The following is a 24,013-nucleotide window of genomic DNA, read 5'->3' on the forward strand; positions in this document are numbered from 1 at the left end:
TATCCTCGGCGACCGGTGAACCTCTGGTCCGAGCTGCGCGCCGGCGCCGTCCTGTTCGAGGACGACGCCGCTCTGGTGCTGAACAAGCCCCCCGGCATCTCGGTGATGGGCGAACGACACGGCACCGACCTGGTCCGCCTCGCCGAGGAGTCAGGCGAGCCGGTGTTCCCGGTGCACCGCATCGACAAGAACACCTCCGGGGCGATCCTGTTCGCCAAGGAGCTGCGCCACCACGGCGACCTCACCCGGCAGTTCAACCGACGTACGGTCGAGAAGGTCTATCTGGCCGTGGTCACCGCGGACGCCGACGCCGCACCGCTTCCGCCGGCCGGCGTCATCGACCTGCCGCTGAGCGTGGGCCGCAAGAACCGGGTCCGGGTGGCCGGCAACCGTGCCGACATCGGCTTCGACGCCGCCGGCCGGTGGTCGCTCACCGCCGGCACCGAATTCGGCCACGTCAAGAGCTACCCGTCGCAGAGCCGGTTCACCGCCGTCGTCGCCGCCGGGTCCGACGCGGCCGACACCCCATCCGGTACGCCGGCAGCCGACGCCACGCACCGGCTGCTCGCCGTCGCACCGCTCACCGGCCGACGTCACCAGATCCGGGTGCACCTGGCCTGGATCGGGCACCCGATCGTCGGCGACCCACTGTTCGACCGGGCCGCCGCCGCCAACGGGTTGCGGACGTATCTGCACGCGTGGCGGCTCGGCTTCGACACCGCCGACGGCAAGCGGGTCGACGTGACGGCCGCCCCCGACGCCGACTTCTGGCAGCCGCTGCCCGGTGGCGCACCCACCCCATCGGAGCTGGACCAGGCACACCAACAGCTACGCCCTGCGGCCTGACAACCCTGAGTGGGACGGTCACGACGCTACCCGTCGGTCACGGCCACAACGTCGGGGGTGGGCCGAATGCGCGACGGCTGGCCCGCACTGCCAGTGCGGCGAGGGCGGCGTTGGCGCCACCACCGATCACCGCCCCGATTCCGAACGGTGCCACCCGACCGAGCACGATGATGCCCTGCCTGGTCCCGTACTTCGTGATGAAGTGTCTCCCCAAGACCTTGTTGATCTGACGCAACGACTCTGCAGGCACCTTGGCGACCACGTGACGTCCCCAGTGTTGCCCGGTACGCTCGGCGACCTTGGTGATTGTGGCGGAACCACTGCCGCCGAGCATTATTCCCATCACGATCGTTCGGCGGCGCTCAAGCTCGTCGATGGGGACTCCGTGAACCTCGGCGATCGAAAGTGCGAAGAGTGCACTCAGTTCGAGAGATGAGACGACTTCACCTGCCGACAGCGCAAGTGCGACTCCCGTGCCGACGCCGGGCGCGGCCGCTGTTCCGCCAACCGCAGCGCCCGTCCCGGTCAGGGCGCTGACGTACATCCGTTCCAGACTACGGATCACCTGTGCCGGTGTTGCCTCAGGGTTCCGCTGACGGGCCCGGGCAATGTTCTTGCGCACCAGCGGACCCTGGAAATCGATCGCCTTGTTCAGCAGGTCAAGGACTCGCGACCCGGGTAAGACAGCTGCCGATTCCGGGTTGTCGTGGGCACCAGTCGTCATGCCTTGGGCTCCTCAGGTCACCACGCCCCGGCTCAGTCTCCTGGGCAACCAGCTCAGCGACTGAGCCGTCTGCGGCATTGCCGGTGCGAGCAGCGTCCACCTGGGATCGCCGTCAGCCACGCTACGACGCGGCGCGCGACCAACGCCAGTCCTTCCTAGATGTCCAAACCAGACAGACCACTCTGCGATAGCCGCCACGTCTCCTCACTACCACCGGCCGACTCTCGGTCTACGGCTGCCTGCTCGGCTGGCCCGAACGCCGAGTGGTCCGGTCTCAGGCCAGATGGCCGAGGTCGTTGAGTTGGACGATCGCCCGGTTGTGGAAATAGTCGTCCTCGCGCAGCACGGTGACGCCTCCGGGCGAGAAGCGGAAACCAACCTGGCCCGCCGCGTCGATGGGCATACCGATCCACGCCGCGAGCAGGAACGTGGCTGTCCCGCCGTGGGTCACCACGACCTGATGCGCCACCGCCGAACGTAGGATGCGGTCCAGCGCGGCGTAGGCCCGCACCGCCAGCTCCCACTTCGTCTCCGCGCCGGGTACGCCCTCGTCGTGACGCATCCGCTCACCGGCGGCGGGCGGCGGTATGAAGCGTTCGTCCAGCCACGCCTGCGGACGCCCGCCTGCCTCGCCGTACGACTTCTCCCGCAGGTCGGCGTCGAGTAGCACACCGACCCCGAGCTGCTTTCCGACCACCTCGGCGGTCCGCCGGGCCCGCAGCAGATCCGACGAGAACACCTCGACCGCGGCATCGGCGGGCAGTCGGGCGGCCAGGGCATCCGCGATCCGCCCGGCGTGCACCAGACCGCGACCGGTCAGGTCGGAGTCGAACCACCCGCCGACCAGTCCGTCGGCATGGTGCGTCGCCTCCGGATGCGTGACGACGTGCAAAATCCGCACCTGTGCGCCTTCCCTGACCCTGAGCTCCGCCCCGACCGCACGCACCGCTGTCGGCTCGCCCGCAGGGGGAGGTATCCGTTCTACTGTGATCCCCCAGCGGGATCAAAATCCCCCTGGGGGATCACAGTAGAACAGACATCGGTGCCCACGGTTGTCAGGCGGCAGGGGTGGGGCGCTTGGCCGAGGCGACGAAGCTGGACCAGGCCGACGGGGCGAAGGTCAGCGTCACGCCGGCGCGGTCCTTTGTGTCCCGGACGAGAACCCGGCCGGGAAGGTTGTCGGCGACCTCGACACAGGCACCGCCGTTGCTGCTGCTACGGGTGGAGGTGCGCCACACTGGCTCGCTCATGTTCATCGATCACTCTCAGGATGAGGTCACGGGACTGGTCACAGGGTAGTGCCCGCGCGCAGATCTTCTCCCACGTGATCAGCAGGTGCTGGAGCTTGTCTGCGGTCTCGCAGACCCGCCCCGCCATCTGGTCGTCAATGTACGCGGCGGTCACGCCGTCCGGCATGGTCGCCAACACGAATGATCCGGCCAGCCCGCAAAGCGGACTCGCCCATGATCGCCGTCAACGGCACCGGGTACGGGTTCGCCCGCTCCAGCGCGGCTGTCTGCCGCTCCATGCGCTCCCGAGTCATCTCCGCCACCTGCACCTCGGGATGCGTGCCAGCAGAGATGACCTCCCGGGCGTACGCCTCGGTCTGCAGCAGCCCCGGGATCAGCGAATGCTCGAACCACCGCAGCTGCACCGCGCGGGCCTCGTTCAACCGCCACGGGCGCATCCACGGGGCGACCGCCTCGTCCCGCGCCCGCTCGGCCAACTCGCGCAGCTCGGCGCCGGTGCCGAGCACCTGGTCCAGGCTGATCGCCAGGTCATCCGGTGGCAGCGACCGGCCCGTCTCGTAGTGGCCGATCTGGGACCCGGTCACGTGCACCTGTGAGCCAAGGCATCCGAATCGCACTCTCCATCGAGGGGGAACAGTGCCTAGAAACGACGGAATCGGCGGGACGCCCCGGCTCGCCCGGTACACCTCGATCGGTACGCCACGCAACGTAGACCCGACCCCGAACCGGCCTCCGCTGCCGAGGCGTACCCCTGGGCAGACGGACCCCGACCGAGACTGGCCGTTTCAACTCACCGGCGTCCGGCCCCGGTCCCGGGCGCTGGAGGCGGCGGTCCGGCAGGCCAACGACACCGCCCGTACCCACATTCCGACCGGTTATCCGAGCGACAACGCAGGCAACGACCAGGGCGACGACGTGGACGACGAGTGACCGGCCTTCCATAGACACCCCGGGGTGCTCCGCTCCCCCGCTCGCCGCGATCGGCCCACGGCGCACCCTACCCAGCCCCCGTCCGGGAGGGTCCGCCACGACGGCCGGTCCAGCGCGGCCGACCGGCCGCATTCCCCGCCCGGGAAGCACCACGAATGGGCGGGCGACGGAGCACCCCGGGGCCGATCCCAGCCGGTAGCGTCAGTGACATGTCTGGCACGCAGTTGTACGACTCCATTGGGGTCGGGTACACCGTGACACGGCGGACTGAGCCGCGGATCGCCACGCAGGTCTGGGCCGCGCTCGGCGATGCGCGGACGGTGTTGAACGTCGGGGCCGGCACCGGCTCCTACGAGCCCACCGACCGGGACGTCACTGCGGTGGAGCCATCGGCGCTGATGCGCGTGCAGCGTCCCGCCGGTGCAGCACCCTGCGTCGCCGCTGCCGCCGAGCGCCTTCCGTTCGAGGACCAGTCCTTCGACGCGGCGATGGCGTTCGCCACGATCCATCACTGGCCGGACCCGATCGCCGGCCTGCGCGAGATGCGACGAGTGGCTCGCCGCGTGGTGGTCTTCACGCACGACACCAGTGACACCGGCTGGCATCGGCGCTTCTGGCTGACCCGTGACTACCTGCCGGAGGTCGCCGATCTTCTCATCGGCCGGCCTTCGCTGACCGAGCTGGCCGACGCGATCGGAGCACGCGCAGAACCGGTGCTCGTTCCCTGGGACTGTGTCGACGGCTTCTTCGAGGCCTACTGGCGCCGGCCCGAGGCATACCTCGACGATCAGATCCGTCGGGGAATCTCCGTCTGGACCAGGGTCGGGCCCGAGGTCGAACAGCGGGCGGTGCGTAGCCTCCGTGACGACCTTGCCTCAGGTCGGTGGGCTGAACGCAACCACGACCTTGTCGCGCTCGACGCGGCGGAGCTAGGTCTTCGCCTGCTCGTCACCTGACCCCGCACAGCTGGCTGGCGCGCGGCGCCCGTAGGGCGTGCCACGTCGCGCAGGTAGACGCGGTCGGCTGGCCGGTAGGGCGCAGAGCCCGCCGGTGTCTGGGCCGGGCACTGTTCAGTCACCACGGTAAAAAGTGCGTGACCCGCATTCTTGCGCGCCACGCACTTTTGACCTCACGTGTTGGTGTACCTGGCAGGCGCAGGCGCAGGCGCGGGCTCGGAATGGATCAACGAGGCGGTGGCCGAACTTGATACACGCCCTGGACCAGGAGTGGCCGGCACTGGGCTCCCACCCGCGCACGCACTGGGTCCACCTGCCGGAGGACATGAGCGTGAGCCCGTCCGGAGCGGAGCATGTACCGCATCGTTGATCAAGGGCGCCTCGGCTGGACCTCCGGCCTGGACACGTGGGAGGAGAACCCGATGCGCAAACAATCGCTGCGGCAGCGACTGGCCCGGACCATGGCAGGAGTGACGGCGCGGGCTAACGTCGGTTGGCCGGGGTGGGAGTCAGGAGGAACTCGTACCCGGCGTCATCGGAACCCTCGGCGTGGTCGTGACCTCGGACCTCGATGGCGTACCAGCCAGGTGGCACTGTCACCGGGCGGTGTTTCGGATGGCCTGGGGTCCAGTGGGTGAGGTGGCCGACGCCACAGAGCAGCAGCGAGCCGGTCTCCGTTCCCAGGACCCAGCCCGGCGAGGAGAACGCAGCCGCAGGCCACGGTGGATGATCTGCGAGGTGCCGCACCAGAACGGTGTAGTACCCAGCGGCCACGCCCATCAGCGGAATCGCGATGCCTTCCCGGACGACCGCGTCGCCGGCATCCGTCGTGGTGAACAGTGCCAGCAGGTCGCGACCTGTGCTGTCGGCACCGAGGTACTGGTCGAGGCGCACCGGGTCGAGCAGCACAAAGCCATCAGCCTCGGGGAAGCAACCGGTGAGGCGGACAGCCGGAAACGCCATGGCCTTGACGCTACCGGCAGCTACGCAAGGATCGGTGATCGGCGGGCGACGGTCGGCTAAACTCGACGACAGCGCGCCGGGGATCGCGCCGAGACTCGCCGGAAGCCTTGAAGCCACCCCACATGCTTTGGTTCGAGCGACGGACGCCGGAGCTCTGGACCGCCCGTGCGAGTCCGGGCGCAGAGCGAGGTTTCCCGTGAAGACGCTCCCCGACAACCCACACCTGGATCACCTGCGGCAACAGGCCAAGGATCTGCTGGCCGGGCTGCGCGAGGCTGACCCGTCGGTGACCCTGGCCGACGGGCAGGCGACGCTGGCCGACCAGTACGGCTTCCGTACCTGGCCGGATTTCAAAGCCGAGGTGGACCGGATGGGTGGGCGGGCCGACACCGCCGACCCGGCACTCGCCCAGGCCATCGCGGACCGCTTCGACCTCGGCAGCGTCGCTGGCCCGATGCGCTCCCTGGCCCGGCCCGACGACATGGGTCGCCGCTGGTCGGTCAGCACCGACCGGGGCAGCTGGCTGGTGCGCACCATGGACACCTGGTGGCCGATCGTCGACGCCGAGACCGATACCGCGCTGCAGCTGGCCGCCGCTGCGACAGGCCTGCTGCTGCCGGCACCGGTACGCAGCCGCACCGGCGAGATCATCGAGTCGATCGGTGGGCACCGCTGGCGGGCGTGCGAGCACCTGCCGGCCGGGCCGGCACTCGCGGCGCCGGTGAGCGCGGCCGTCGCCCGCTCGGTAGGCGGCGCGCTGGCCGCGATCCACGGGCTCGAACTGCCAGTGGACCGGATCAGCCCGTGGCACGCCGTCCGATTGAACAAGCTCAGCTGGGCCGACCTCGCCGCCACCGCCACAACCGCCACCACAACCGCCACCACAACCGGCACTGCCGCCGCTGCCACAGCCGGCACCTGGCCTGCGGCACTGCAGGCGGCGGTGCCCAACCTGGTCGACCTCGACAGCATCGGCCGGGACGAACCGGCACCCGAGCCGGTGCTGACGCACAACACGCTCGGACCGGCGCAGACCCGGCTCGACCGCGACGGCCGAATCGTCGTACTCGGTTGGGAACATGCCGGCGGTCAGCCGCCGGCATGGGAGTTGGCCAACGCGTTGCTGGACTGGACCGTCGACCCGGCCGGCCAGATCAATGTCGCGGGCACGCGGGCGCTGGTGGCCGGCTACCAGGACCGGGCGGGCCGGCTGCCCGCGCTGGAGCTGGCAGGCTTCCGGGGCGCGCTGACCAGTCTCGCGAACTACGTGTTCGAGCAGGTCGAGGCAGCGTCCGCCACCTGCTGGCGCACCTGCCGACCCGTACCACCCTGGAGCGCCTGCTCGACGCGGCAGGGTGAAACCCAGGCGACCCGGCGAGCAGCGGCGGGTATCGTGGTCAGCGCCATGAACCCGCCCTCCGCCGCGCGCTCCGCCCCTGAACTGCTGAAACTCCTCCCCGAGCTGACTCTTCGTGACGAACGGCGGCTGCACCGGCGTCTCGACGGGGTGCGCAAGGTCCGGGATCCGCAGGCCCGGCAGTCGGCGATCGACGAGATCGCGGCCGCGGTCGCCTCGGCCCAGCAGGCGATCCAGCGGCGACGTGCCGCCGTGCCGCAGGTCCGCTACCCGGACGGGCTGCCGGTCAGTGAACGCGCCGGCGACATCGCGGCGGCGATCCGCGACCACCAGGTGGTGATCGTCGCGGGTGAGACCGGCTCCGGCAAGACCACCCAGATCCCGAAGATCTGCCTGGAGCTGGGGCGTGGCGTGCGGGGGCTGATCGGGCACACCCAGCCGCGCCGGTTGGCGGCCCGCACGGTCGCCGACCGGATCGCCGAGGAGCTCGGCACCGAACTGGGCGAGGTGGTCGGCTACAAGGTCCGGTTCAACGATCAGGTCGGCGGCCGGACCCTGGTCAAGCTGATGACCGACGGCATTCTGCTCGCCGAGCTGCAGCACGACAAGATGCTGCGCCAGTACGACACGTTGATCATCGACGAGGCGCACGAACGCAGCCTGAACATCGACTTCATCCTCGGCTACCTCAAGCAGCTGCTCCCCCGGCGCCCCGACCTCAAGGTGATCATCACGTCGGCGACGATCGACCCGCAGCGCTTCGCCGACCATTTCAGCGAGCCGGGCCGGCCGCCGGCGCCGATCGTCGAGGTTTCCGGGCGTACCTATCCGGTCGAGGTGCGTTACCGGCCGCTGCTGCACGAGACGACGGACCCGGACGACCCCGACGCCACGCCGGGCACCGTCACCGTCGACCAGATCGACGGTATCGGCGAGGCGGTCGAGGAGCTCGCCGACGAAGGCCCCGGCGACATCCTGGTCTTCCTCAGCGGCGAGCGGGAGATCCGCGACACCGCCGACGCGCTGGGCAAGCTGGTCGCCAACCGCCCCCGGCTGCGCGACACCGAGGTCCTGCCGCTGTACGCCCGGTTGTCCGCCGCCGAGCAGCACCGGATCTTCCAGCCGCACCAGGGCCGGCGGGTGGTGCTGGCCACGAACGTGGCCGAGACGTCGCTGACCGTGCCGGGCATCAAGTACGTGATCGACCCGGGTTCGGCGCGGATCTCCCGGTACAGCAACCGGTTGAAGGTGCAGCGGCTGCCGATCGAGCCGGTGTCGCAGGCGTCGGCCAACCAGCGCAAGGGCCGCTGCGGTCGGACCTCCGACGGGGTCTGCATCCGGCTGTACGACGAGGCCGACTTCGAGTCGAGGCCGGAGTTCACCGAGCCGGAGATCCTGCGCACCAATCTTGCCTCGGTGATTCTGCAGATGACCGCGGTCGGGTTGGGCGACATCGCCGCGTTTCCGTTCGTGGAGCCGCCGGACCGCCGGCAGATCGCCGACGGTTTGGCCCTGCTGCACGAGTTGGGGGCGATCGAGCCGCCGGCGCCGGGCCTGCCGCCGCAGCTGACCGCAGTCGGCCGGCGGCTGGCCCAGCTGCCGGTGGACCCCCGGCTGGGTCGGATGGTGCTGGCCGCCGAGGGCAACGGCTGCGTCGACGAGGTCGCGGTGATCGCCGCCGCGTTGTCCATCCAGGACCCTCGGGAGCGGCCGGCTGAGCAGAAGCCCCAGGCCGACCAGGCACATGCCCGGTTCGCCGACCCCGAGTCGGACTTTGTCAGCTACCTCAACCTGTGGCGCTACCTGCGGGAACAGCAGCAGGAACGGTCCAGTAGCGCGTTCCGCCGGATGTGCCGCGCCGAGTTTCTCAACTACCTGCGGGTTCGCGAGTGGCAGGACATCCACAGCCAGATCCGTCAGGTGCTGCGCGGGATGGACGTGCCGGTGGACCGGGGCGGTGAGCCGGCGCCGCCGACCGCCGTACACCAGTCGCTGCTGACTGGCCTGCTGTCGCACGTCGGTCTGAAGGACCCGGCGAAGCCGGAGTACGTGGGTGCCCGCAACGCCAGGTTCGCGGTCTTCCCCGGCTCGGCGCTGGCCCGCCGGCCGCCGCGCTGGGTGGTGGCCGCCGAGCTGGTGGAGACGTCCCGCCTGTGGGCCCGCACCGTCGCAAAGGTCGAGCCGGAGTGGGTGGAGGCGCTCGCCGGGCACCTGGTGAAGCGCTCGTACAGCGAGCCGCACTGGGAGAAGAAGCAGGCGGCGGTGATGGCGTACGAGAAGGTCACCTTGTACGGCGTCCCGCTGGCCGCCGGCCGCAAGGTCGCCTTCGGCCGGGTCGATCCGGTGCTGAGTCGGGAGTTGTTCATCCGGCACGCTCTGGTCGAGGGCGACTGGCACACCCCGCACCGGTTCTTCCACGACAACCGGGCGCTGCTCGACGAGGTCGGCGAGTTGGAGGAACGGGTCCGCCGCCGGGACATCGTGGTCGACGACGAAACCCTGTTCGAGTTCTACGACCAGCGACTGCCCGCCGACGTCGTCTCCGGCCGGCACTTTGACGCCTGGTGGAAGAAGACCCGCCGGGACCGGCCCGACCTGCTGACCTTCGACCGGGACATGCTGGTCAACCAGGGCAAGGGGCGGGTCGATCCGGCCGACTATCCCGACGAGTGGCATTCGGACGGCATCGCGTTGCCGTTGACGTACCGCTTCGAACCGGGCACCGACACCGACGGGGTGACCGTCGACGTCCCGTTGGCGATGCTCAACCAGGTGCCGGACGACAGTTTCGGCTGGCACGTGCCGGGGTTGCGCGAGGAGCTGGTGGTGGCGCTGATCCGTACGCTGCCCAAGCAGCTGCGCCGCAACTTCGTGCCGGTGCCGGATTTCGCCCGCGCGGCACTGGCCGCCATCGTCCCTGGTCAGGAACCGCTGCTGGACGCGTTGGCCCGTGAGCTGCGCCGGATGACCGGGGTGCTGGTCCCGCACGACGCCTGGGAGCTCGACCGGCTGCCGGCGCACCTGCGGGTCACCTTCCGGGTGGTCGACCCCGACGGCAAGACGGTCGCCGAGGGCAAGGACCTGGCCGCGCTGCGCCGCCAGCTGACCAAGCAGGTACGCAAGGTGGTGGCGGCCGCCGCACCCGACGTGGAGCGGCGCGGGCTGCGGGACTGGAGCATCGGCGCGCTGGCACGCAGCGTGGAGCAGGACCGGGTCGGCTACCGGGTCACCGCGTACCCGGGTCTGGTCGACGAGGGCGACTCGGTGGCGGTTCGGGTGTTCGACGGCGCCGGTGCCCGGGACCGGTCGATGTGGGCCGGCACCCGCCGGCTGCTGCTGCTCGGTCTGCCGTCACCGGCGAAGTTCGTCGCCGGCCGTCTGTCCAACCAGGACAAGTTGGCGTTGAGCCGCAATCCGTACCGCAGCGTCGTGGAGCTGTTGGAGGACTGCGCCGGGGCGGCGGTCGACAAGCTGATGGCCGACGCCGGTGGCCCGGCGTGGGACGCCGACGGGTTCGCGGCGCTGCGGGAGCGGGTCCGCGCCGGTCTGGTGGACACGACCGTTGAGGTGGTGGGCCGGGTGCGCCAGGTGCTGACGGTGGCGTACGCGGTGGAGCAGCGGCTCGGGCGTACCGCCGATCTGTCCCTGGTGGCGGCGTTGAGTGACATCCGTGGCCAGCTCGCCGCGCTGGTCTATCCGGGGTTCGTGACGGCGACCGGGTATTCGCGGCTGACGGATCTGCCCCGGTATCTCACCGCGATCGAGCGCCGGTTGGACCGGCTGGGGCAGAACCCGAAACGGGACCGCGATCAGCAGGCCCGGATCGATGCGGTGAGCCGTGAGTATCAACAACTGCTCGACGGACTGCCGCCAGCACGACGGGGCAACGAGGCGGCCCGGCAGATCCGCTGGATGATCGAGGAGCTGCGGGTCAACGTGTTCGCTCAGGCGCTCGGCACCCCCTATCCGGTGTCTGAGCAGCGGATCTACCGGGTGATGGACGACGCGGAGCAGGCCGAGTAGTCGCCCGCCCGTCAGTTCCGTTGCAGGGTGAACACGGAGACTCCGGCGACGACGTCGATGTCGTAGCGGTCGGTTGCCGCGGCCCAGTCCTGGCCGGTGAAGACCTCGTCGCGGGCGATGCCGTCCCGGTCGCGGCCGTCGATGGTGGCGCCGCCCGCTCCGGCACCGAAGCGGACCTGGGCCGGTGCCCCGTCCGGCGCGGTGATCAGGAACTGGTTGGCCCCGCCGGTCATCCGGATCGGCATGGTGCCCTGCGGTGTGGGCACGGTCAGGTCGATGCGGACGGCGCCACCGGCGATGTCGACGCCGGCGATGTCGGCACCGCTCAGGTCGATGGTGTGCTGGGTGACACCACCGGTCAGCCGCAACTGCCAGCGGACCGCCAAGTGCAGTTCGATGTCGACGACGCCGGGGCCGGGCTGCCCGCTGGGTACGAGGTGCAGTTGGATGTCCTTCCCGTCGGCGATCACCCGGGGTCGCACGTCGGCGTCGATCGGGGTGGACACCCGGTACAGCTCGTCGCCGAGGTCGCTGACTCGAACGTTCACCGTGGAAGTGCCGCTGACCAGATCGAACCTGGCCTCCCGCAGTTCACCGAGGGGTCCGGTGACAAGTGGTTCGGTGGCGGGTTCAGGTTCGGGTTCGGGTTCGGGTTCGGGTTCGGTAGCGGGTTCGGTAGCGGGTTCGGGTTCGGTAGCGGGTTCGGTGGCGTCAGCGGGGCCGCCGCCGAGCAGCGGATCAGCGCCGCCGGGCTGTCCGCCGGCGGCATCACCGGGCGGCGCTGCGGTCGCGTCACCGGTGTCGCTGCGCATCGTCTCCACCACGCCGGCACCGACGAGGGCTCCGAGCAGGAACAAGGCGAGGAATCCAGCCAGAATCAGCAGGTACCGGCGTGGGCCACGCCGGGGGCGTTGTGGTTCGGCGGGCCCGGTCGCCTCGCGGTCGAACAACGGCACGGCGGGGGTGCCCAGTTCGGGCCGGTCCAGCTCCCTGGCCAGCCACGACGGTGGCGGCAGCCAGGGCGACCGCCCGGCCACCGGCCCGTCGTCGACAAACGAAACGGACGGATCGACCGCCTCGGCCACAGGTGTCACCGGTCCCGGCGACAGCCGGGTCTGTTCCGGGCGGTCCACGAGACCGAGGTCGATCGCGGCGGGCTGCTCCCCCTGTGCCGGTCGCTGCATGTCGGCCCTCCTCGACGCTCGTCGGGCACCTGCCTTGGAAGTGCCTGTTCCGAGGTACGGATCGAAGCGGCCTTTGGATCGGTTTCCCTGGTGAGAAGTCGGATGAGGTGCGTCAGGCCATCATCAGTGCGCCCACTCCCGGACGCCCCGCTGTGCCTTCCACAAAGGATCGGAGGCATGGCGGTCGGTAAGCCGTCGCGTCAGAGTCCGGGGCCGTCCTGATCTAACGCTCAACTGTCACCCATACTCAGGAGGTAGGGCCGCGCCTCACCCCCACCACCGTCCGGTGCGGCCCGGAGGGGTGGTCATGTACATAGAGGTCGACACCAGCATCCCGCCCGAGTTGTCCGACGCGGTGTGGCAGCTGTACACCAGCGCCTTCGACGAGCTCAGGACAGCCGCAGTGCAACGACACGTGATGCATCGCGCGGAGTTCGACGAAGTACTCAGCGACAAGCGGGTGCTGAAGTATCTCGGCCGGGACCCGCAACGGACCGACCAGGTGGCCGCACTGGCCACGTTCACCAACGAGCTCGATTCGCTACCACTGATCTCACCGGACTACTTCGCGCACCGTTGGCCGGACCTGTACGCACAGCAACGCATCTGGTACATCGGCTTCTTCGCCATCCATCCGCAGTCACGCGGATCCGGGTTGTTCGAGGCGGTCATCGCGGACATGTGGCAGCGGGTGGCGGCCACCAACGGCATCGCCGCGCTGGACATCTGCCGCCGCAACGATGAGATCGGCCTGGGCCGGGCGATCCAGCAGACCCTGATGTCACTGACCGAGGGCATGCGGGCCAGCAAGATGGACGAGCAGACCTACTGGCTCTACGAGTTGCCGCCGCGGACCTGAGCCGACTCCGCAGGCACCTGCCGCCCCATCGCCCACCGCTGCACGAACACCGCCGGCTCCACCGGCTCGCCCCACAGCTCACCCTGCCCGAACACGACGCCCAACACGGCGAGTACGCCCTGCTGCAGCGGCGTCTCGACGCCTTCGGCGACCACGGTGAGGTGCAACGCGCTGCTCATCGCCACCACCGCACGGACGATCTCCTCGTCCTTGGCGCTCGTGCCGAGCCCGGCGACGAACGCACGGTCCACCTTGACCCCGGTGACCGGATGACTACGCAGATACCCGAGGGCTGAGAATCCGGTGCCGAAATCGTCGACGACGATCCGAATCCCCCGCTGCCTCAGTTCGGACAGCACCTGGCCGATGACGCTGGTCGGATCGATCATCACCGACTCGGTGATCTCCAGCACCACTGCGGCGGCCGGCACGTCGTAGCGGGCCAGGGCGTCGTCCAACGCGCGGGCGAGACCCGCATCCCGGAGCTGGCGGGGTGACACGTTCACCGACATCCAGAAGTCGGCGCTGACCGTACCGTCCGCCCGCCACTGCGACAGCTGACGCAGCGAGTGGTCGAGCACCCACCGCCCGATGGGTGCGATCAGCCCGGTGTCCTCGGCGATCGGGATGAACACCGCGGGCGACACCGCACCACGTTCCGGGTGGTTCCACCGCAGCAGGGCCTCCGCGCCGATCAGGCTGCCGCTTTCCAGGTCGACGATCGGCTGGTACGCCAGCCGCAGATCGTCCTGGTTCAGCGCTGCCCGCAGGGCCTGCTCGATGTCCACCCGTTCCCGGACGCGTTCGTGCATGGACGCGTCGAACATCACCCAGCGCCCTCGGCCGTCCGCCTTGGCCTGGTACATGGCGGTATCCGCATCCCGCAACAACGCGTCGGCCGTCACCGGGGGTCCGCCCCCGTCCGGCAACGGGCCGAGTTGGGTGCCGGCGATTCCCACCGAGGCGGTGATCACCGCCTCGACCTGACGAATCTGCAACGGTTCGTTCACACAGTCGATGATCTGGTCGGCCAGAGCGATCGCCTCGGATCGGCTCCCCAGATGGACCACGACGAACTCGTCGCCACCGACCCGGGCGACCGTCGCCGCAGTCGGCAACGCCGCCCGCAGCCGGCCAGCCACCTCGGCGATCAACTGGTCGCCGGCGTGATGCCCCCATGAGTCGTTGACCAGTTTGAACCCGTCCAGGTCGAGGAAGAAGACCCAGATCCAGGTCGGCTGCGGCGGCCGCACCGTGAGCAGTCGACGCACCTCGGCGGCGAGCATCAGCCGGTTCGGCAGGCCGGTGAGGGGGTCGTGGGTGGCCCGGTGCTCGTAGCGACGCTGGGCGGCGGCATATCCCTGCACGGCGGAGACCGCCCGCAGCATCATCAGCACCACCATCGCCGCGCCGCCCACACCGAGCACCACCCGGTCGGCCATCGACCGGCCGGACACGAAGATGGTCAGCAGGAACGGAACGGCCAGGGCCGGGCCGATCAGCAACAGCCGCTGCCAGGACCAGGCCTGCACCGGCAGCCGGGCGGCACGTCCCAATTCGACCACGGACGGGTGCAGCGCCGCCGCCCCGATCAGCAGAAAGCCCAGCAGGAACGGCAGGTCCAGCAGGCGGGAGCCGGTGAGCTGGCCGGACACGCCGATGATGGCGTAGAGCACGTCACCGATCAGCAGCGAACCCATCGAGGCGACCAGCAACAGGTAGCTCGGTCGGCGAGCCGCCGTGGTGAAGGCCAGGCTGACCAGCACCAGCACCAGAATCACATCGAAGATCGGGTAGAGCGCGGCGAGGGCGGAGACCAGGGCCGGCCGGTCCGCGATGCTGCCCGCCGGCACCGCCAGCAGCAGCACCGAGCAGAGCGCCGCGCCGATGAACACGATCAGACCGTCGATCACCGCGTGCGACGGCAACCGGCCCCGGGTACGCAGCAGGCCGGCCAGCCCGAGCAGCATGAACAGGTAGCCGGGCACGGTGGCCGCGTCGGCGGCCAACGCCGGCCAGCCGTCCTGCTCGACCGCCCACGGCCGGCCCAGCGCGCCGGTGAGAAACAGCACACACGCGATGGCGAGCAGCCGCCACGCGAACCGGGGCTGCGCGCCGTGCCAGCGTGGGCCCGCCACCACGGCGACCGTGCCGCCGATTCCGGCCACGGCGAACGCCAGAGCGTTGACCAGTGGGGTGTCCACGGCGATGTAGAAGACCGCAGCGGTGACGCCGAAGGCAAGGAACGCCAGGGCCGGCAGCGGTGACGAGGTGGCGCGTCTCGTCCCCGGCGCCGTAGGTCGCGCCACAAGGGCCCCTGCGCACATGTCATCCACCGACTGATTCGTCAAACAGGCGCACACCATACCAAGCCAACCGCCTGCCCGGCCTGGTCAGGACCGGCCGCAATGTCCGGTCCGATCGGCGGAGGCGGATGACTGGCGCACCGGGTAACGACCGCCTCGTTTGACGCCGAGCCGTGCTGGACAATGCATGGTCGTGCCCGCCACTCCTCCCGCCCCGGGCCGGCTGCCGTCACTGACCGGACTGCGCTTCGCCGCCGCGCTGCTGGTGTTCGGGGTGCACGCGTACTCGTTCATCCCGCTGGCCGACCCACAGGACCAGCGGATCGGCGGCATCCTGTTCAACGCCGGCGACCTTGGCGTATCCGTCTTCTTTGTGCTGTCGGGATTCGTGCTCACCTGGTCGGTACGCCCCGGTTACCGTAAGGGCCGGTTCTGGCTGGGTCGGATCGTGCGGGTCTACCCGGCGCATCTGGCCGCGCTGATCCTGGCGATGGCCGGGCTGGCGGTCTCCGCCCGGATACCGGACATCTGGCCACAACAACTCGTCGGCTCCGCCCTGCTGGTGCAGGCCTGGCACCCCTCGGACGTCCACTACCTGGGTGTCAACCCGGTCACCTGGTCGCTCTCCTGCGAGATCGCGTTCTATCTCGCCTTCCCGCTGCTCTACGCCGGTCTGCGCCGGCTCGGCACCGTGGCACTGCGGGTCGCCGTGGTAGCCCTGCCGGCGGCGGTCTGGCTGATGCCACTGGTCGCCGAGGTCTTCGTGGCGGCCGAGCACCGACGGTGGTTCGTGTACGTGTTCCCGCCGGTACGCGGGTTGGAGTTCCTACTCGGCATCGTGCTGGCCCTGCTCGTGCTGCGCGGTGCGTGGCGCGGGCCCGGCCTGCCGTTGGCGACCGTGCTGTGGGTCGCCAACTACCTGGCCGTCGACTGGCTGCCGGCCTCGGCAAGGGACACCGCCGCGACGGTCGTCACGATCGCCCTGCTGATCCCCGCGGCCGCGTTGGCCGACATCCGGGGCAACGTTCCTGGTGCCGGGACCGGCTCGCCGTCCATCTGGGTGAGGTGTCGTACGCGTTCTTCCTCGTCCACATGGTGGTGATCGTGACCGTGATGCACCTCGTCGGCCGGGAACGACTCTGGAGCGCGCCACAGGCCGTCGCGCTGGCGCTGGCGTTCCTGGTCGGGTCGTACCTGCTGGCCGTGCCGCTGCACCGCTGGGTCGAGTTGCCGGCGATGCGACTGCTGAGCAGGCCCACCCGGACCGGGCCGAACGACCAGCGCGCCGATGCGCCCGACGCCGACTCGGCCGACTTGACCGGGGCAGCCGGGGCAGCCGCGCGGACTCGCTAAGCTCGCCGCGAGGCGGACGAGGCCTCGACAGGAGGCTGACATGGACCAGGTGGTGACCGGGCTGGACGGGCTGCTCGGCGTACGACTCGATGAGGCGTCGGCAGATCGGGTCCAGCTGCGGGTGCCGGTCACCTCGGCGCTGCACCAGATGTTCGGAATCGTGCACGGCGGGGTGTACTGCGCGCTGGTGGAGAGCGCGGCGAGTCTCGGTGGCGCGAGGTGGCTCGGTGCCGACGGCCGGGTGGTCGGGGTGTCGAACCAGACCGACTTCCTCAAGGCGGTCAGCGACGGCGAACTGATCGTCGTCAGCACTCCGGTGCACCGCGGCTTCAGCCAGCAACTCTGGGAAGTCAAAATCACCGACAGTGACGGTCAGCTGATCGCCCGAGGTCAGGTACGGCTGCAGAACCTGCGCCCCGGCGGCGGCCGGCCACGCTGAACCACCCAGTCGGGCCGAACCAGCGTCATCGACGCGCCCATCCGGCGAACCGGACACCGCTTTTGCCCGTACCCACTGGCAGGAGGCGATGAGACATGGGCATCATGGTCAACCCCGCACACCGTGACAAGACCGGATCCGACCTCTACATCCTGCGCGGACTGTTGTGGTGCTGCGGCGCCGCGCTGATCCCGGCCTGCTCCGACAACCACACCCGGTACTATGCCTGTCCCGAAACGGAGTGTGACCGCGACCTGGTCAACGCCGAGGAGATCGAGCAGCAGATCTGGCAGCGCTACGTAGCGCTCAACGCCGACGCGGCCGACATCGTCAGCCGGGACCAGCGGCGGGCGGCGCTGCTGAGCGTCCTGTCCCGGATCACCGTCGGCACCAGCCTGGCCGATCTCGACTACGGCTGGCGGGACTGATCAGGCGGACGGGGATCACCGTACGAGGGTCAGAGCACGAAGGCGTCGGTCCACAGCTGGCCGGACCGCCCGGTTAGCGCGCCGAGCAGGGCGACCGCCTGACCGTCGGTGAGCGACGCCACGTAGTCGACGATCGCCCGGCCACGGGCCGCCCCGGCCGGGTCGGAGACCAGCCCGGCCAGTTCGGCTTCGGCCAGCTCGACCAGGTCGTGCAGGCGGCGCGGCAGCCGGGCCTGTTCCTCCGGGTCGGCCAGCCAGGACGCCAACGCGTCGACCAGGGTGGCCAGCAGGTCGGCCTGGCCGCGCTGGTGCAACGCCAGGTCCGGGCGGGCGAGGACGAACCGGTGGTGGACGAACTTGAGCACCTGCACCTCGTGCCATTGGGCGGTGGCCAGTAGCACGTGCCCGGAGCGCACCGGCGGGTCGGCGATGACGCCGATCGCGTCGACCAGCCGGCGGGTCCACCGGGCGGAGAACTGGGTGATGTTCTCCTCTGCCTCGATCGACCCGTCGAACGGCACCATCAGCAGGCCCTCGACCAGCTCCCGCCGTACGTGCTCGACGGTAGCGGCGAAGACCTCGTCGGAAGCGATCCAGCTGTCCTTGCGGTGCAGCTGGCGCCGGAGCCGTTCCAGAGAGCGACCCGGCCGGTGCGCGGTGGCGGCGATCTCGGCGTCGGCCAGCGCGGCCAGCTCGGCGTTGGCCCGCTGCCAGGAGACCAGTTCGCCGGCAACCGCGCCCTGCTGCAGTACGCCGACCCGGTGGAAGTCCTCCACATCGTGGATGGCATACGCGATGTCGTCAGCCGTATCCATGATGGACGCCTCGACGGTCTGCTGCCACGGATCGATCAGCCCGGCGAACGGCTCCCGGGCCTGGCGCAGGTCAGCGGCCTCGGTGGTGTACGCGCCGAACTTCACCGAGCCGACCGACGGGTCGTCCGAGGCCACCGCCGCGCCGCGCGGCGCCGGGTGCAGCCCGCTCGGGTGCGGGTCCGGATAGGTGCGCCGGGTCCACGGATACTTCAGCATCGCCGCCCGCACCGCCGAGGTCAGGTCCAACCCGACCGCCGCCTCGCCGCGGATCTCGGTGCTGGTCACGATCCGGTACGACTGCGCGTTGCCTTCGAAGCCGTCGGGCAGGCCGAGCCGCTGCCGGGCCACCCGGTCCAGTACCCGCTCACCGAGGTGCCCGAACGGGGGATGCCCGAGGTCGTGGGCGAGCGCGGCGGCCTCGACCACGTCCGGGTCGCAACCACCGAGCTTGCCCAGCAGCGCCCGGTGCCGCTCGTCGGCGGTGAGCCGTTCGGCGATGGCCCGGCCCACCTGCGCCACCTTCAGGCTGTGGGTGAGCCGGTTGTGCACCAGCAGACCGGACCCACCGGGGCTGATCACCTGGGTCACCCCGCCCAGCCGGGCGAAGAACGGGGAGGAGACGATCCGGTCCCGGTCGGCCCGGAACGGACTCGCCGCCAGATCGCTGGCGGCGGCGGCCCGGCGACCGAACAGGCGGCGGGCACGGGGGTCAGCTGCCAGGTGGTCCACCAGCAGACGCTAACCCGGCCAGGGTCACCTCCGCGTTCGGGGTGGGGGTAGGTGGCACTGTTGGCGGAACATTTATCGGTGTCCAGCAAAGCAATGACTTGAGCGGATTGGTCCGGCGTCGTAAGGTCACGCTGCAGCAAGGTCATTCTTGCCGGGCCGCCCGCACCGGTCCGGCTCGGCTCGCGCACCAGAAACCGCCGCAAGGGACGATTCGATGCGCCGTGCTCGAACTCCGTCGGAGTTGACGCTGACCGAGGAGTTCTTCCTGGTCGCGCTCGACGACAGCACCGGCCGGCCGATGATCGGCCGGGATCCCCTCGGGGCCGGGCTCGCCGGCACCGCCGTCGCCACGCTGATCCTGGCCGGGCGGGCGGAGATCCACGACGACGGTCTGCTGGTGCCCATCGACGGGCAACCACTTGGTGACCCGGTCGCCGATCCGCTGCTCGCCGAGCTGCGCCAGGAACGCCGGCAGCCGGTGACGGAATGGATCGCGTTGATGCGCACCGGGCTGCCCGACGTGGTCGCCGAGGACCTCGAATCGCTCGGCGTGCTGCGTACCGAATTGGTCCGCCAGCCGGTGACCCGGCGGACCGTCACCCGGTTCCTGGCGATGGATCCGGTCCGGGCGGTCGGCCCCCGGGTCCGCCTCGGGCATGCCCTGGGCCGGGTGGTCGCGGTGGACGGGCGGACCGCCGTACTCGCGCAGATCGTCCGCGTCACCGGCGCGGCCAGCTGGTTCGTCACCATGTTCGGCCCGACCGTGCGCAGCCAGTTGACGGCGACCGCGGCCCACCTGGATCCGCAGCTGGCCGCGGTCGTCGCCGCGATCGACGCACCGACGCCCCGGTCGAAGACCGCGATCCGGCTGTGGCCGCAGCGGGACACCTCGATCGCGTGGTGACGCGACACCGGTCGCCGGGAGCCGGCAGAATGCATCCCGGACCGCGCACCGTGGTCCCCGTCGACCGGCTGGCCCGCTCGACGGGTCGCAGGCATCGGGCCCGGCGGGACACCGCCGCCGGTAGCCGGGGAGTTGGAGCGGGGCACGCGACGTGACCACAGCGATTGATCAACGGATCGCCGAGGAACTCGGAGTACGGACGGGACAGGTGGCGGCCGCCGTCGAACTGCTCGATGGCGGCTCGACGGTGCCGTTCATCGCCCGGTACCGCAAGGAACAGACCGGGATGCTCGACGACGCGCAGTTGCGCACCCTGGAGGAGCGGCTGCGCTACCTGCGCGAGATGGAGGAACGTCGGAGCGCGATCCTGGAGTCGATCCGCAGCCAGGGCAAGCTGGACGAGGCGTTGACCGCACAGATCATGGCGGCCGACTCGAAGGCGCGGCTGGAGGACATCTATCTGCCGTACAAGCCGAAGCGGCGGACGAAGGCGCAGATCGCCCGCGAGGCCGGTTTGGAGCCACTGGCGGAGCTGCTGCTCGGCGACCCGGGCCAGGATCCTTCGACGGTGGCCGGCGGCTACGTCGACGCCGACAAGGGGGTGGTCGACGCGGCGGCGGCGCTCGACGGCGCGCGGGCGATCCTGGTGGAGCGCTTCGCCGAGGACGCCGACCTGATCGGCGGGCTGCGCGAGCGGATGTGGTCGCGGGGCCGGCTCACGTCCCGGGTACGCGAGGGACGCCAGAGTGAGGGGGCCAAGTTCGCCGACTACTTCGACTTCGCCGAGCCGTTCACCAAGCTGCCGTCGCACCGGGTGCTGGCCATGTTCCGCGGCGAGAAGGAGCAGGTCCTCGATCTGAGCATGGAGCCGGAGGAGGTGCCGGCCGACGCCGCGCCGGGGCCGAGCAGCTACGAGCCGATCATCGCCGGCAAGTTCGGCATCGGCGACCAGGGCCGGCCGGCGGACAAGTCGCTGGCCGACACGGTCCGCTGGGCCTGGCGGACCCGCATCTTGATCCACCTCGGCGCCGACCTGCGAATGCGGCTGTGGCAGGCGGCCGAGGACGAGGCGGTACGGGTGTTCGCGGCCAACCTGCGGGACCTGCTGCTGGCGGCACCGGCCGGCAGCCGTACCACGATGGGCCTGGACCCGGGTATTCGGACCGGGGTGAAGGTGGCGGTGGTGGACGCCACCGGCAAGGTGGTGGCGACCGAGACGGTGTACCCGCACGAGCCGCGCCGCCAGTGGGACGCCGCCATCGACACCCTCGCCAAGCTGATCGCCGCGCACCGGGTGGATCTCGTCGCGATCGGCAACGGCACCGCGTCGCGGGAGACCGACAAGCTGGTCGCCGATCTGATCGCCCGGCATCCGGAGCTGACCCCGACCAAGGTGATGGTCTCCGAGGCGGGCGCGTCGGTCTACTCGGCATCGGCGTACGCGTCGCAGGAGCTGCCCGACCTGGACGTGTCGCTGCGCGGCGCGGTGTCGATCGCCCGCCGGCTGCAGGATCCGCTCGCCGAGCTGGTCAAGATCGACCCCCGGTCGATCGGCGTCGGGCAGTACCAGCACGACATCTCCGAGACGAAGTTGTCCCGTTCGCTCGACGCGGTGGTCGAGGACTGCGTCAACGGTGTCGGGGTGGACGTCAACACCGCGTCTGCGCCGCTGTTGACCCGGGTCTCCGGCATCGGTGCCGGGCTGGCGGAGAACATCGTGCTGCACCGCGACGCCAACGGGCCGTTCCGGTCCCGGGCCGCGCTCAAGACCGTGGCCCGGTTGGGGCCCAAGGCGTTCGAGCAGTGTGCCGGCTTCCTGCGCATCCGCGACGGCGAGGATCCGCTCGATTCGTCCAGTGTGCACCCGGAGGCGTACCCGGTGGTGCGGCGGATCCTCGCCGACACCGGGGCCGACCTGCGGACGTTGATCGGTGACGCGAAGACGCTGCGCCGGATCAAGCCGGAGAAGTTCGTCGACTCCGTCTTCGGTCTGCCGACCGTCACCGACATCCTCGCCGAGTTGGAGAAGCCCGGCCGGGATCCTCGGCCGGCGTTTCGCACCGCGACCTTCGCCGACGGGGTGGAGACCCTGGCGGACCTGCGCCCCGGGATGATCCTGGAGGGCGTGGTGACGAACGTGGCCGCGTTCGGCGCGTTCGTCGACGTCGGGGTGCACCAGGACGGTCTGGTGCACGTGTCCGCGTTGTCGAAGACGTTCGTCAAGGATCCCCGGGAGGTGGTCAAGCCCGGCGACATCGTGCGGGTGAAGGTGCTCGACGTGGACGCGCCGCGCAAGCGGATCTCGTTGACGCTGCGGTTGGACGACGAACCGGGCAGCGGCCGGGCCCCGGGCCAGCGCGACGGCGTGGCCGGGGGCGGTCAGGGCCGGGGCGGTCAACCCCGCCAGCAGGGCCGCGACGGCCAGCGGGGCAAGGGCGGTCAGCCGGGTGGCCGGGGCGGTGCCGGTGGCGGCCGGCAGTCCTCCGGTGGCGGCCGGGCGGGCGGCGGCCAGCCCGACGGCGCGCTCGCCGACGCGTTGCGCCGGGCGGGCCTGGCCTGATTCCAACCCGTGCGCGGGGTCGGGGCGGGTGGTCACCCGCCCCGACCCGCCCGGTCAGACGTTGGACGAGTAGGTGAGGAAGAAGTTGTTCGGTGTCTGGGCCCCGGCCGCGTTGAAACAGATCACGTTGCGGACGAAGACCGTGCTGCCGGACAGGAGCCAGGGTGCCTGCAGGTTGCAGTAGTCCGGGGTGGTGCCGAAGGCGGTGACCTGCACCGTGGTCATCCGGAAACCGACCAGCGGCAGGGTCACCAGGTACTGCCCGACACCGGAGACCATGATGCTGTTGACCCCGCCGGCGGAGTTGAAGTCGGTGGCGCCCCCGAGCGCCGGGCTCCAGAGGTAGGCGAAGCGGTTGGGTGGTCCGACCGCGCCGAAGATCGGCCGCTGCCGGTGGTAGGTGAGGTTGAAGAAGCTGTCGGCCATCGCTCCGGCGGGGTCGAAGCAGAACACGTACGCCAGGATCGTGCCGCCGGTGGAGGTCCATCTGGCGATCTTGCAGCGGCGCGGCAGGTTCGGATGCTCGGCGGTGGCCTGCAGGTTGCCGTCCAGCAGGGCGGTGCCGAGGCCGTTGAGTCTCACCTCGTAGAAGCCGGTGCCGAGCTGGCTGACCAGATTGCCGGCACCAACGGAGTTGTAGGAGGAGATGAGGCCACCGACCGGGTTCGCCTTGACGTAGCCGAACGCGTCCGGGCCGGGTGGCAGCACCCCGGAGGCGGCGGTGTAGTCGACGACGAACCGGGAGTTGTCCGGTGCTCCGCCAGGTCGGTAGCACTGGACGATGACGATCTGGTCAGTGCCGGACGGGAAGGTCTGGAATACCTGGCACCAGCGGGGGGCGTTGTCGACCGCGGTGACATGGGCGGCACCGTTGAGTGAGGCGGTCAACGGGAACCTCACCCGGTAGCGACCGATGCCGATCTGGTCGACGGTGGCCCACAGTGCGGGAGCGCCGGCCTTCCAGCCGCCCCACTGGCGGGTGGTTTCGAGAATGGTGCCGGGTGCCGGGGTCGGGGTCTGCAGATAGGCGAACCCCCACCGGTCGGGGACCGCCGCCTGGGCCGGTACCGCCCCGGCAAGAGCGGCGGTGACCGCCAGAAGCGCCGCGGCGAGCAGGGCAACGCCCCGCTGGGCGATGCCCCGGAGCGGGTGCGCACGACCGGGACTGGAACCAGTGCGGACAAACACTGATCCACCTCCATCTATTGAGCGGACTATGCGACTCAGCCTAGTGAACACATATTGTGCGCGTACAGTTATTGACCGTGATCTGATTTGATGCGGCATTCGGTCCGGCTGACAATCCGGGAATCACCCGCCACCAGCGACTTTTACCTGATCCGTACCGGAACCTGATGTCGTAGTGGCCGGACCGCGCCATGATTGG

General features: G+C 70.2%; 18 protein-coding genes and 2 pseudogenes. 11 read left to right on the forward strand and 9 right to left on the reverse strand.

The genetic code is table 11. The features are described 5' to 3' along the window. The first annotated feature begins 15 nt into the window (after positions 1-15). Positions 16-846, forward strand: a complete 831-nt coding sequence (locus ACFHVL_RS22905; protein ID WP_416630486.1) for an RluA family pseudouridine synthase — start codon at positions 16-18, stop codon at positions 844-846. A gap of 37 nt (positions 847-883) precedes the next feature. Here ACFHVL_RS22905 and ACFHVL_RS22910 read toward each other — a convergent pair whose 3' ends face one another. The 4 genes and pseudogenes from ACFHVL_RS22910 to ACFHVL_RS22925 form a co-directional block, all read right to left on the reverse strand. After that, positions 884-1,570, reverse strand: a complete 687-nt coding sequence (locus tag ACFHVL_RS22910) for a hypothetical protein (protein ID WP_416630487.1) — start codon at positions 1,568-1,570, stop codon at positions 884-886. Positions 1,571-1,844: 274 nt separating this feature from the next. After that, entirely contained in the window at positions 1,845-2,471 is a 627-nt protein-coding gene (locus ACFHVL_RS22915; protein WP_416630488.1) for a histidine phosphatase family protein, read from the reverse strand. Between the two features lie 154 nt (positions 2,472-2,625). Beyond that, positions 2,626-2,826, reverse strand: a complete 201-nt coding sequence (locus tag ACFHVL_RS22920; RefSeq protein WP_416630489.1) for a DUF397 domain-containing protein — start codon at positions 2,824-2,826, stop codon at positions 2,626-2,628. Continuing rightward, a pseudogene (locus tag ACFHVL_RS22925) lies at positions 2,786-3,506 on the reverse strand (Scr1 family TA system antitoxin-like transcriptional regulator). The gene ACFHVL_RS22920 and the pseudogene ACFHVL_RS22925 overlap by 41 nt, the downstream one beginning before the upstream one ends. Here ACFHVL_RS22925 and ACFHVL_RS22930 point away from each other — a divergent pair. Together ACFHVL_RS22930 and ACFHVL_RS22935 are read left to right on the forward strand one after the other, a co-directional pair. Beyond that, entirely contained in the window at positions 3,457-3,750 is a 294-nt protein-coding gene (locus tag ACFHVL_RS22930) for a hypothetical protein (RefSeq protein ID WP_416630523.1), read from the forward strand. The pseudogene ACFHVL_RS22925 and the gene ACFHVL_RS22930 sit on opposite strands and share 50 nt — an antisense overlap. Positions 3,751-3,965: 215 nt before the next feature. Next, a pseudogene (locus ACFHVL_RS22935) lies at positions 3,966-4,706 on the forward strand (class I SAM-dependent methyltransferase); the annotation flags it as partial. A 483-nt stretch (positions 4,707-5,189) separates the two neighbouring features. On the opposite strand, the gene ACFHVL_RS22940 reads toward ACFHVL_RS22935, so the two are convergent. Beyond that, positions 5,190-5,669, reverse strand: a complete 480-nt coding sequence (locus tag ACFHVL_RS22940; RefSeq protein ID WP_416630490.1) for a hypothetical protein — start codon at positions 5,667-5,669, stop codon at positions 5,190-5,192. Positions 5,670-7,074: 1,405 nt separating this feature from the next. On the opposite strand from ACFHVL_RS22940, the gene hrpA reads away from it, so the two are divergent. Then, positions 7,075-11,049 carry an ATP-dependent RNA helicase HrpA gene (hrpA, locus tag ACFHVL_RS22945; protein WP_416630520.1) on the forward strand — a complete coding sequence of 1,325 codons (3,975 nt, stop codon included), beginning with the start codon at positions 7,075-7,077 and terminating at the stop codon, positions 11,047-11,049. An 11-nt stretch (positions 11,050-11,060) separates the two neighbouring features. Here the strand turns inward: hrpA and ACFHVL_RS22950 are convergent, their stop codons facing one another. Next, entirely contained in the window at positions 11,061-12,233 is a 1,173-nt protein-coding gene (locus ACFHVL_RS22950) for a hypothetical protein (RefSeq protein ID WP_416630491.1), read from the reverse strand. Between the two features lie 307 nt (positions 12,234-12,540). On the opposite strand from ACFHVL_RS22950, the gene ACFHVL_RS22955 reads away from it, so the two are divergent. Continuing rightward, positions 12,541-13,092: a hypothetical protein gene (locus ACFHVL_RS22955; RefSeq protein WP_416630492.1), complete on the forward strand. Its 552-nt coding sequence runs from the start codon at positions 12,541-12,543 to the stop codon at positions 13,090-13,092. On the opposite strand, the gene ACFHVL_RS22960 is transcribed toward ACFHVL_RS22955, so the two are convergent. Next, positions 13,068-15,401: a putative bifunctional diguanylate cyclase/phosphodiesterase gene (locus tag ACFHVL_RS22960; RefSeq protein ID WP_416630493.1), complete on the reverse strand. Its 2,334-nt coding sequence runs from the start codon at positions 15,399-15,401 to the stop codon at positions 13,068-13,070. The two genes, ACFHVL_RS22955 and ACFHVL_RS22960, sit on opposite strands and share 25 nt — an antisense overlap. Positions 15,402-15,591: 190 nt before the next feature. Between ACFHVL_RS22960 and ACFHVL_RS22965 the strand changes: the two genes are divergently transcribed. The 4 genes from ACFHVL_RS22965 to ACFHVL_RS22980 all read left to right on the forward strand — a co-directional run bounded on the left by ACFHVL_RS22965 (position 15,592) and on the right by ACFHVL_RS22980 (position 17,618). Then, positions 15,592-16,500 carry an acyltransferase family protein gene (locus ACFHVL_RS22965; protein ID WP_416630494.1) on the forward strand — a complete coding sequence of 303 codons (909 nt, stop codon included), beginning with the start codon at positions 15,592-15,594 and terminating at the stop codon, positions 16,498-16,500. Positions 16,501-16,502: 2 nt separating this feature from the next. Further along, complete coding sequence (locus ACFHVL_RS22970; protein WP_416630495.1) at positions 16,503-16,751, forward strand: hypothetical protein; 249 nt, start codon at positions 16,503-16,505, stop codon at positions 16,749-16,751. Between the two features lie 40 nt (positions 16,752-16,791). Next, the gene (locus ACFHVL_RS22975) at positions 16,792-17,190 is read left to right on the forward strand and encodes a PaaI family thioesterase (RefSeq protein ID WP_416630496.1); all 399 of its coding nucleotides are present in this window, start codon (positions 16,792-16,794) and stop codon (positions 17,188-17,190) included. 95 nt (positions 17,191-17,285) lie between these two features. After that, the gene (locus tag ACFHVL_RS22980) at positions 17,286-17,618 is read left to right on the forward strand and encodes a zinc ribbon domain-containing protein (protein WP_416630497.1); all 333 of its coding nucleotides are present in this window, start codon (positions 17,286-17,288) and stop codon (positions 17,616-17,618) included. A 29-nt stretch (positions 17,619-17,647) separates the two neighbouring features. Here ACFHVL_RS22980 and ACFHVL_RS22985 read toward each other — a convergent pair whose 3' ends face one another. Next, positions 17,648-19,162, reverse strand: coding sequence for a deoxyguanosinetriphosphate triphosphohydrolase family protein (locus tag ACFHVL_RS22985; RefSeq protein WP_416630498.1), 1,515 nt, complete (start codon positions 19,160-19,162; stop codon positions 17,648-17,650). A gap of 214 nt (positions 19,163-19,376) precedes the next feature. On the opposite strand from ACFHVL_RS22985, the gene ACFHVL_RS22990 reads away from it, so the two are divergent. Together ACFHVL_RS22990 and ACFHVL_RS22995 are read left to right on the forward strand one after the other, a co-directional pair. Further along, positions 19,377-20,066 carry a GOLPH3/VPS74 family protein gene (locus tag ACFHVL_RS22990; RefSeq protein WP_416630499.1) on the forward strand — a complete coding sequence of 230 codons (690 nt, stop codon included), beginning with the start codon at positions 19,377-19,379 and terminating at the stop codon, positions 20,064-20,066. 151 nt (positions 20,067-20,217) lie between these two features. Beyond that, positions 20,218-22,626, forward strand: coding sequence for a Tex family protein (locus tag ACFHVL_RS22995; RefSeq protein ID WP_416630500.1), 2,409 nt, complete (start codon positions 20,218-20,220; stop codon positions 22,624-22,626). A 54-nt stretch (positions 22,627-22,680) separates the two neighbouring features. Here ACFHVL_RS22995 and ACFHVL_RS23000 read toward each other — a convergent pair whose 3' ends face one another. Then, entirely contained in the window at positions 22,681-23,814 is a 1,134-nt protein-coding gene (locus tag ACFHVL_RS23000; RefSeq protein ID WP_416630501.1) for a hypothetical protein, read from the reverse strand. Between the last annotated feature and the right edge of the window lie 199 nt (positions 23,815-24,013).

It is taken from the genome of Micromonospora sp. LOL_023, from assembly GCF_048060115.1.
Classification (GTDB): domain Bacteria; phylum Actinomycetota; class Actinomycetes; order Mycobacteriales; family Micromonosporaceae; genus Micromonospora_E.

What these genes read in the sequence shown, in the direction of transcription:
- ACFHVL_RS22910 (WP_416630487.1), bottom strand. Translation starts at nt 1,570, where the DNA reads ATGACGACTGGTGCCCACGACAACCCGGAATCGGCAGCTGTCTTACCC.
- ACFHVL_RS22920 (WP_416630489.1), bottom strand. Translation starts at nt 2,826, where the DNA reads ATGAACATGAGCGAGCCAGTGTGGCGCACCTCCACCCGTAGCAGCAGC.
- ACFHVL_RS22940 (WP_416630490.1), bottom strand. Translation starts at nt 5,669, where the DNA reads ATGGCGTTTCCGGCTGTCCGCCTCACCGGTTGCTTCCCCGAGGCTGAT.
- hrpA (WP_416630520.1), top strand. Translation starts at nt 7,075, where the DNA reads ATGAACCCGCCCTCCGCCGCGCGCTCCGCCCCTGAACTGCTGAAACTC.
- ACFHVL_RS22950 (WP_416630491.1), bottom strand. Translation starts at nt 12,233, where the DNA reads ATGCAGCGACCGGCACAGGGGGAGCAGCCCGCCGCGATCGACCTCGGT.
- ACFHVL_RS22955 (WP_416630492.1), top strand. Translation starts at nt 12,541, where the DNA reads ATGTACATAGAGGTCGACACCAGCATCCCGCCCGAGTTGTCCGACGCG.
- ACFHVL_RS22975 (WP_416630496.1), top strand. Translation starts at nt 16,792, where the DNA reads ATGGACCAGGTGGTGACCGGGCTGGACGGGCTGCTCGGCGTACGACTC.
- ACFHVL_RS22980 (WP_416630497.1), top strand. Translation starts at nt 17,286, where the DNA reads ATGGGCATCATGGTCAACCCCGCACACCGTGACAAGACCGGATCCGAC.
- ACFHVL_RS22990 (WP_416630499.1), top strand. Translation starts at nt 19,377, where the DNA reads ATGCGCCGTGCTCGAACTCCGTCGGAGTTGACGCTGACCGAGGAGTTC.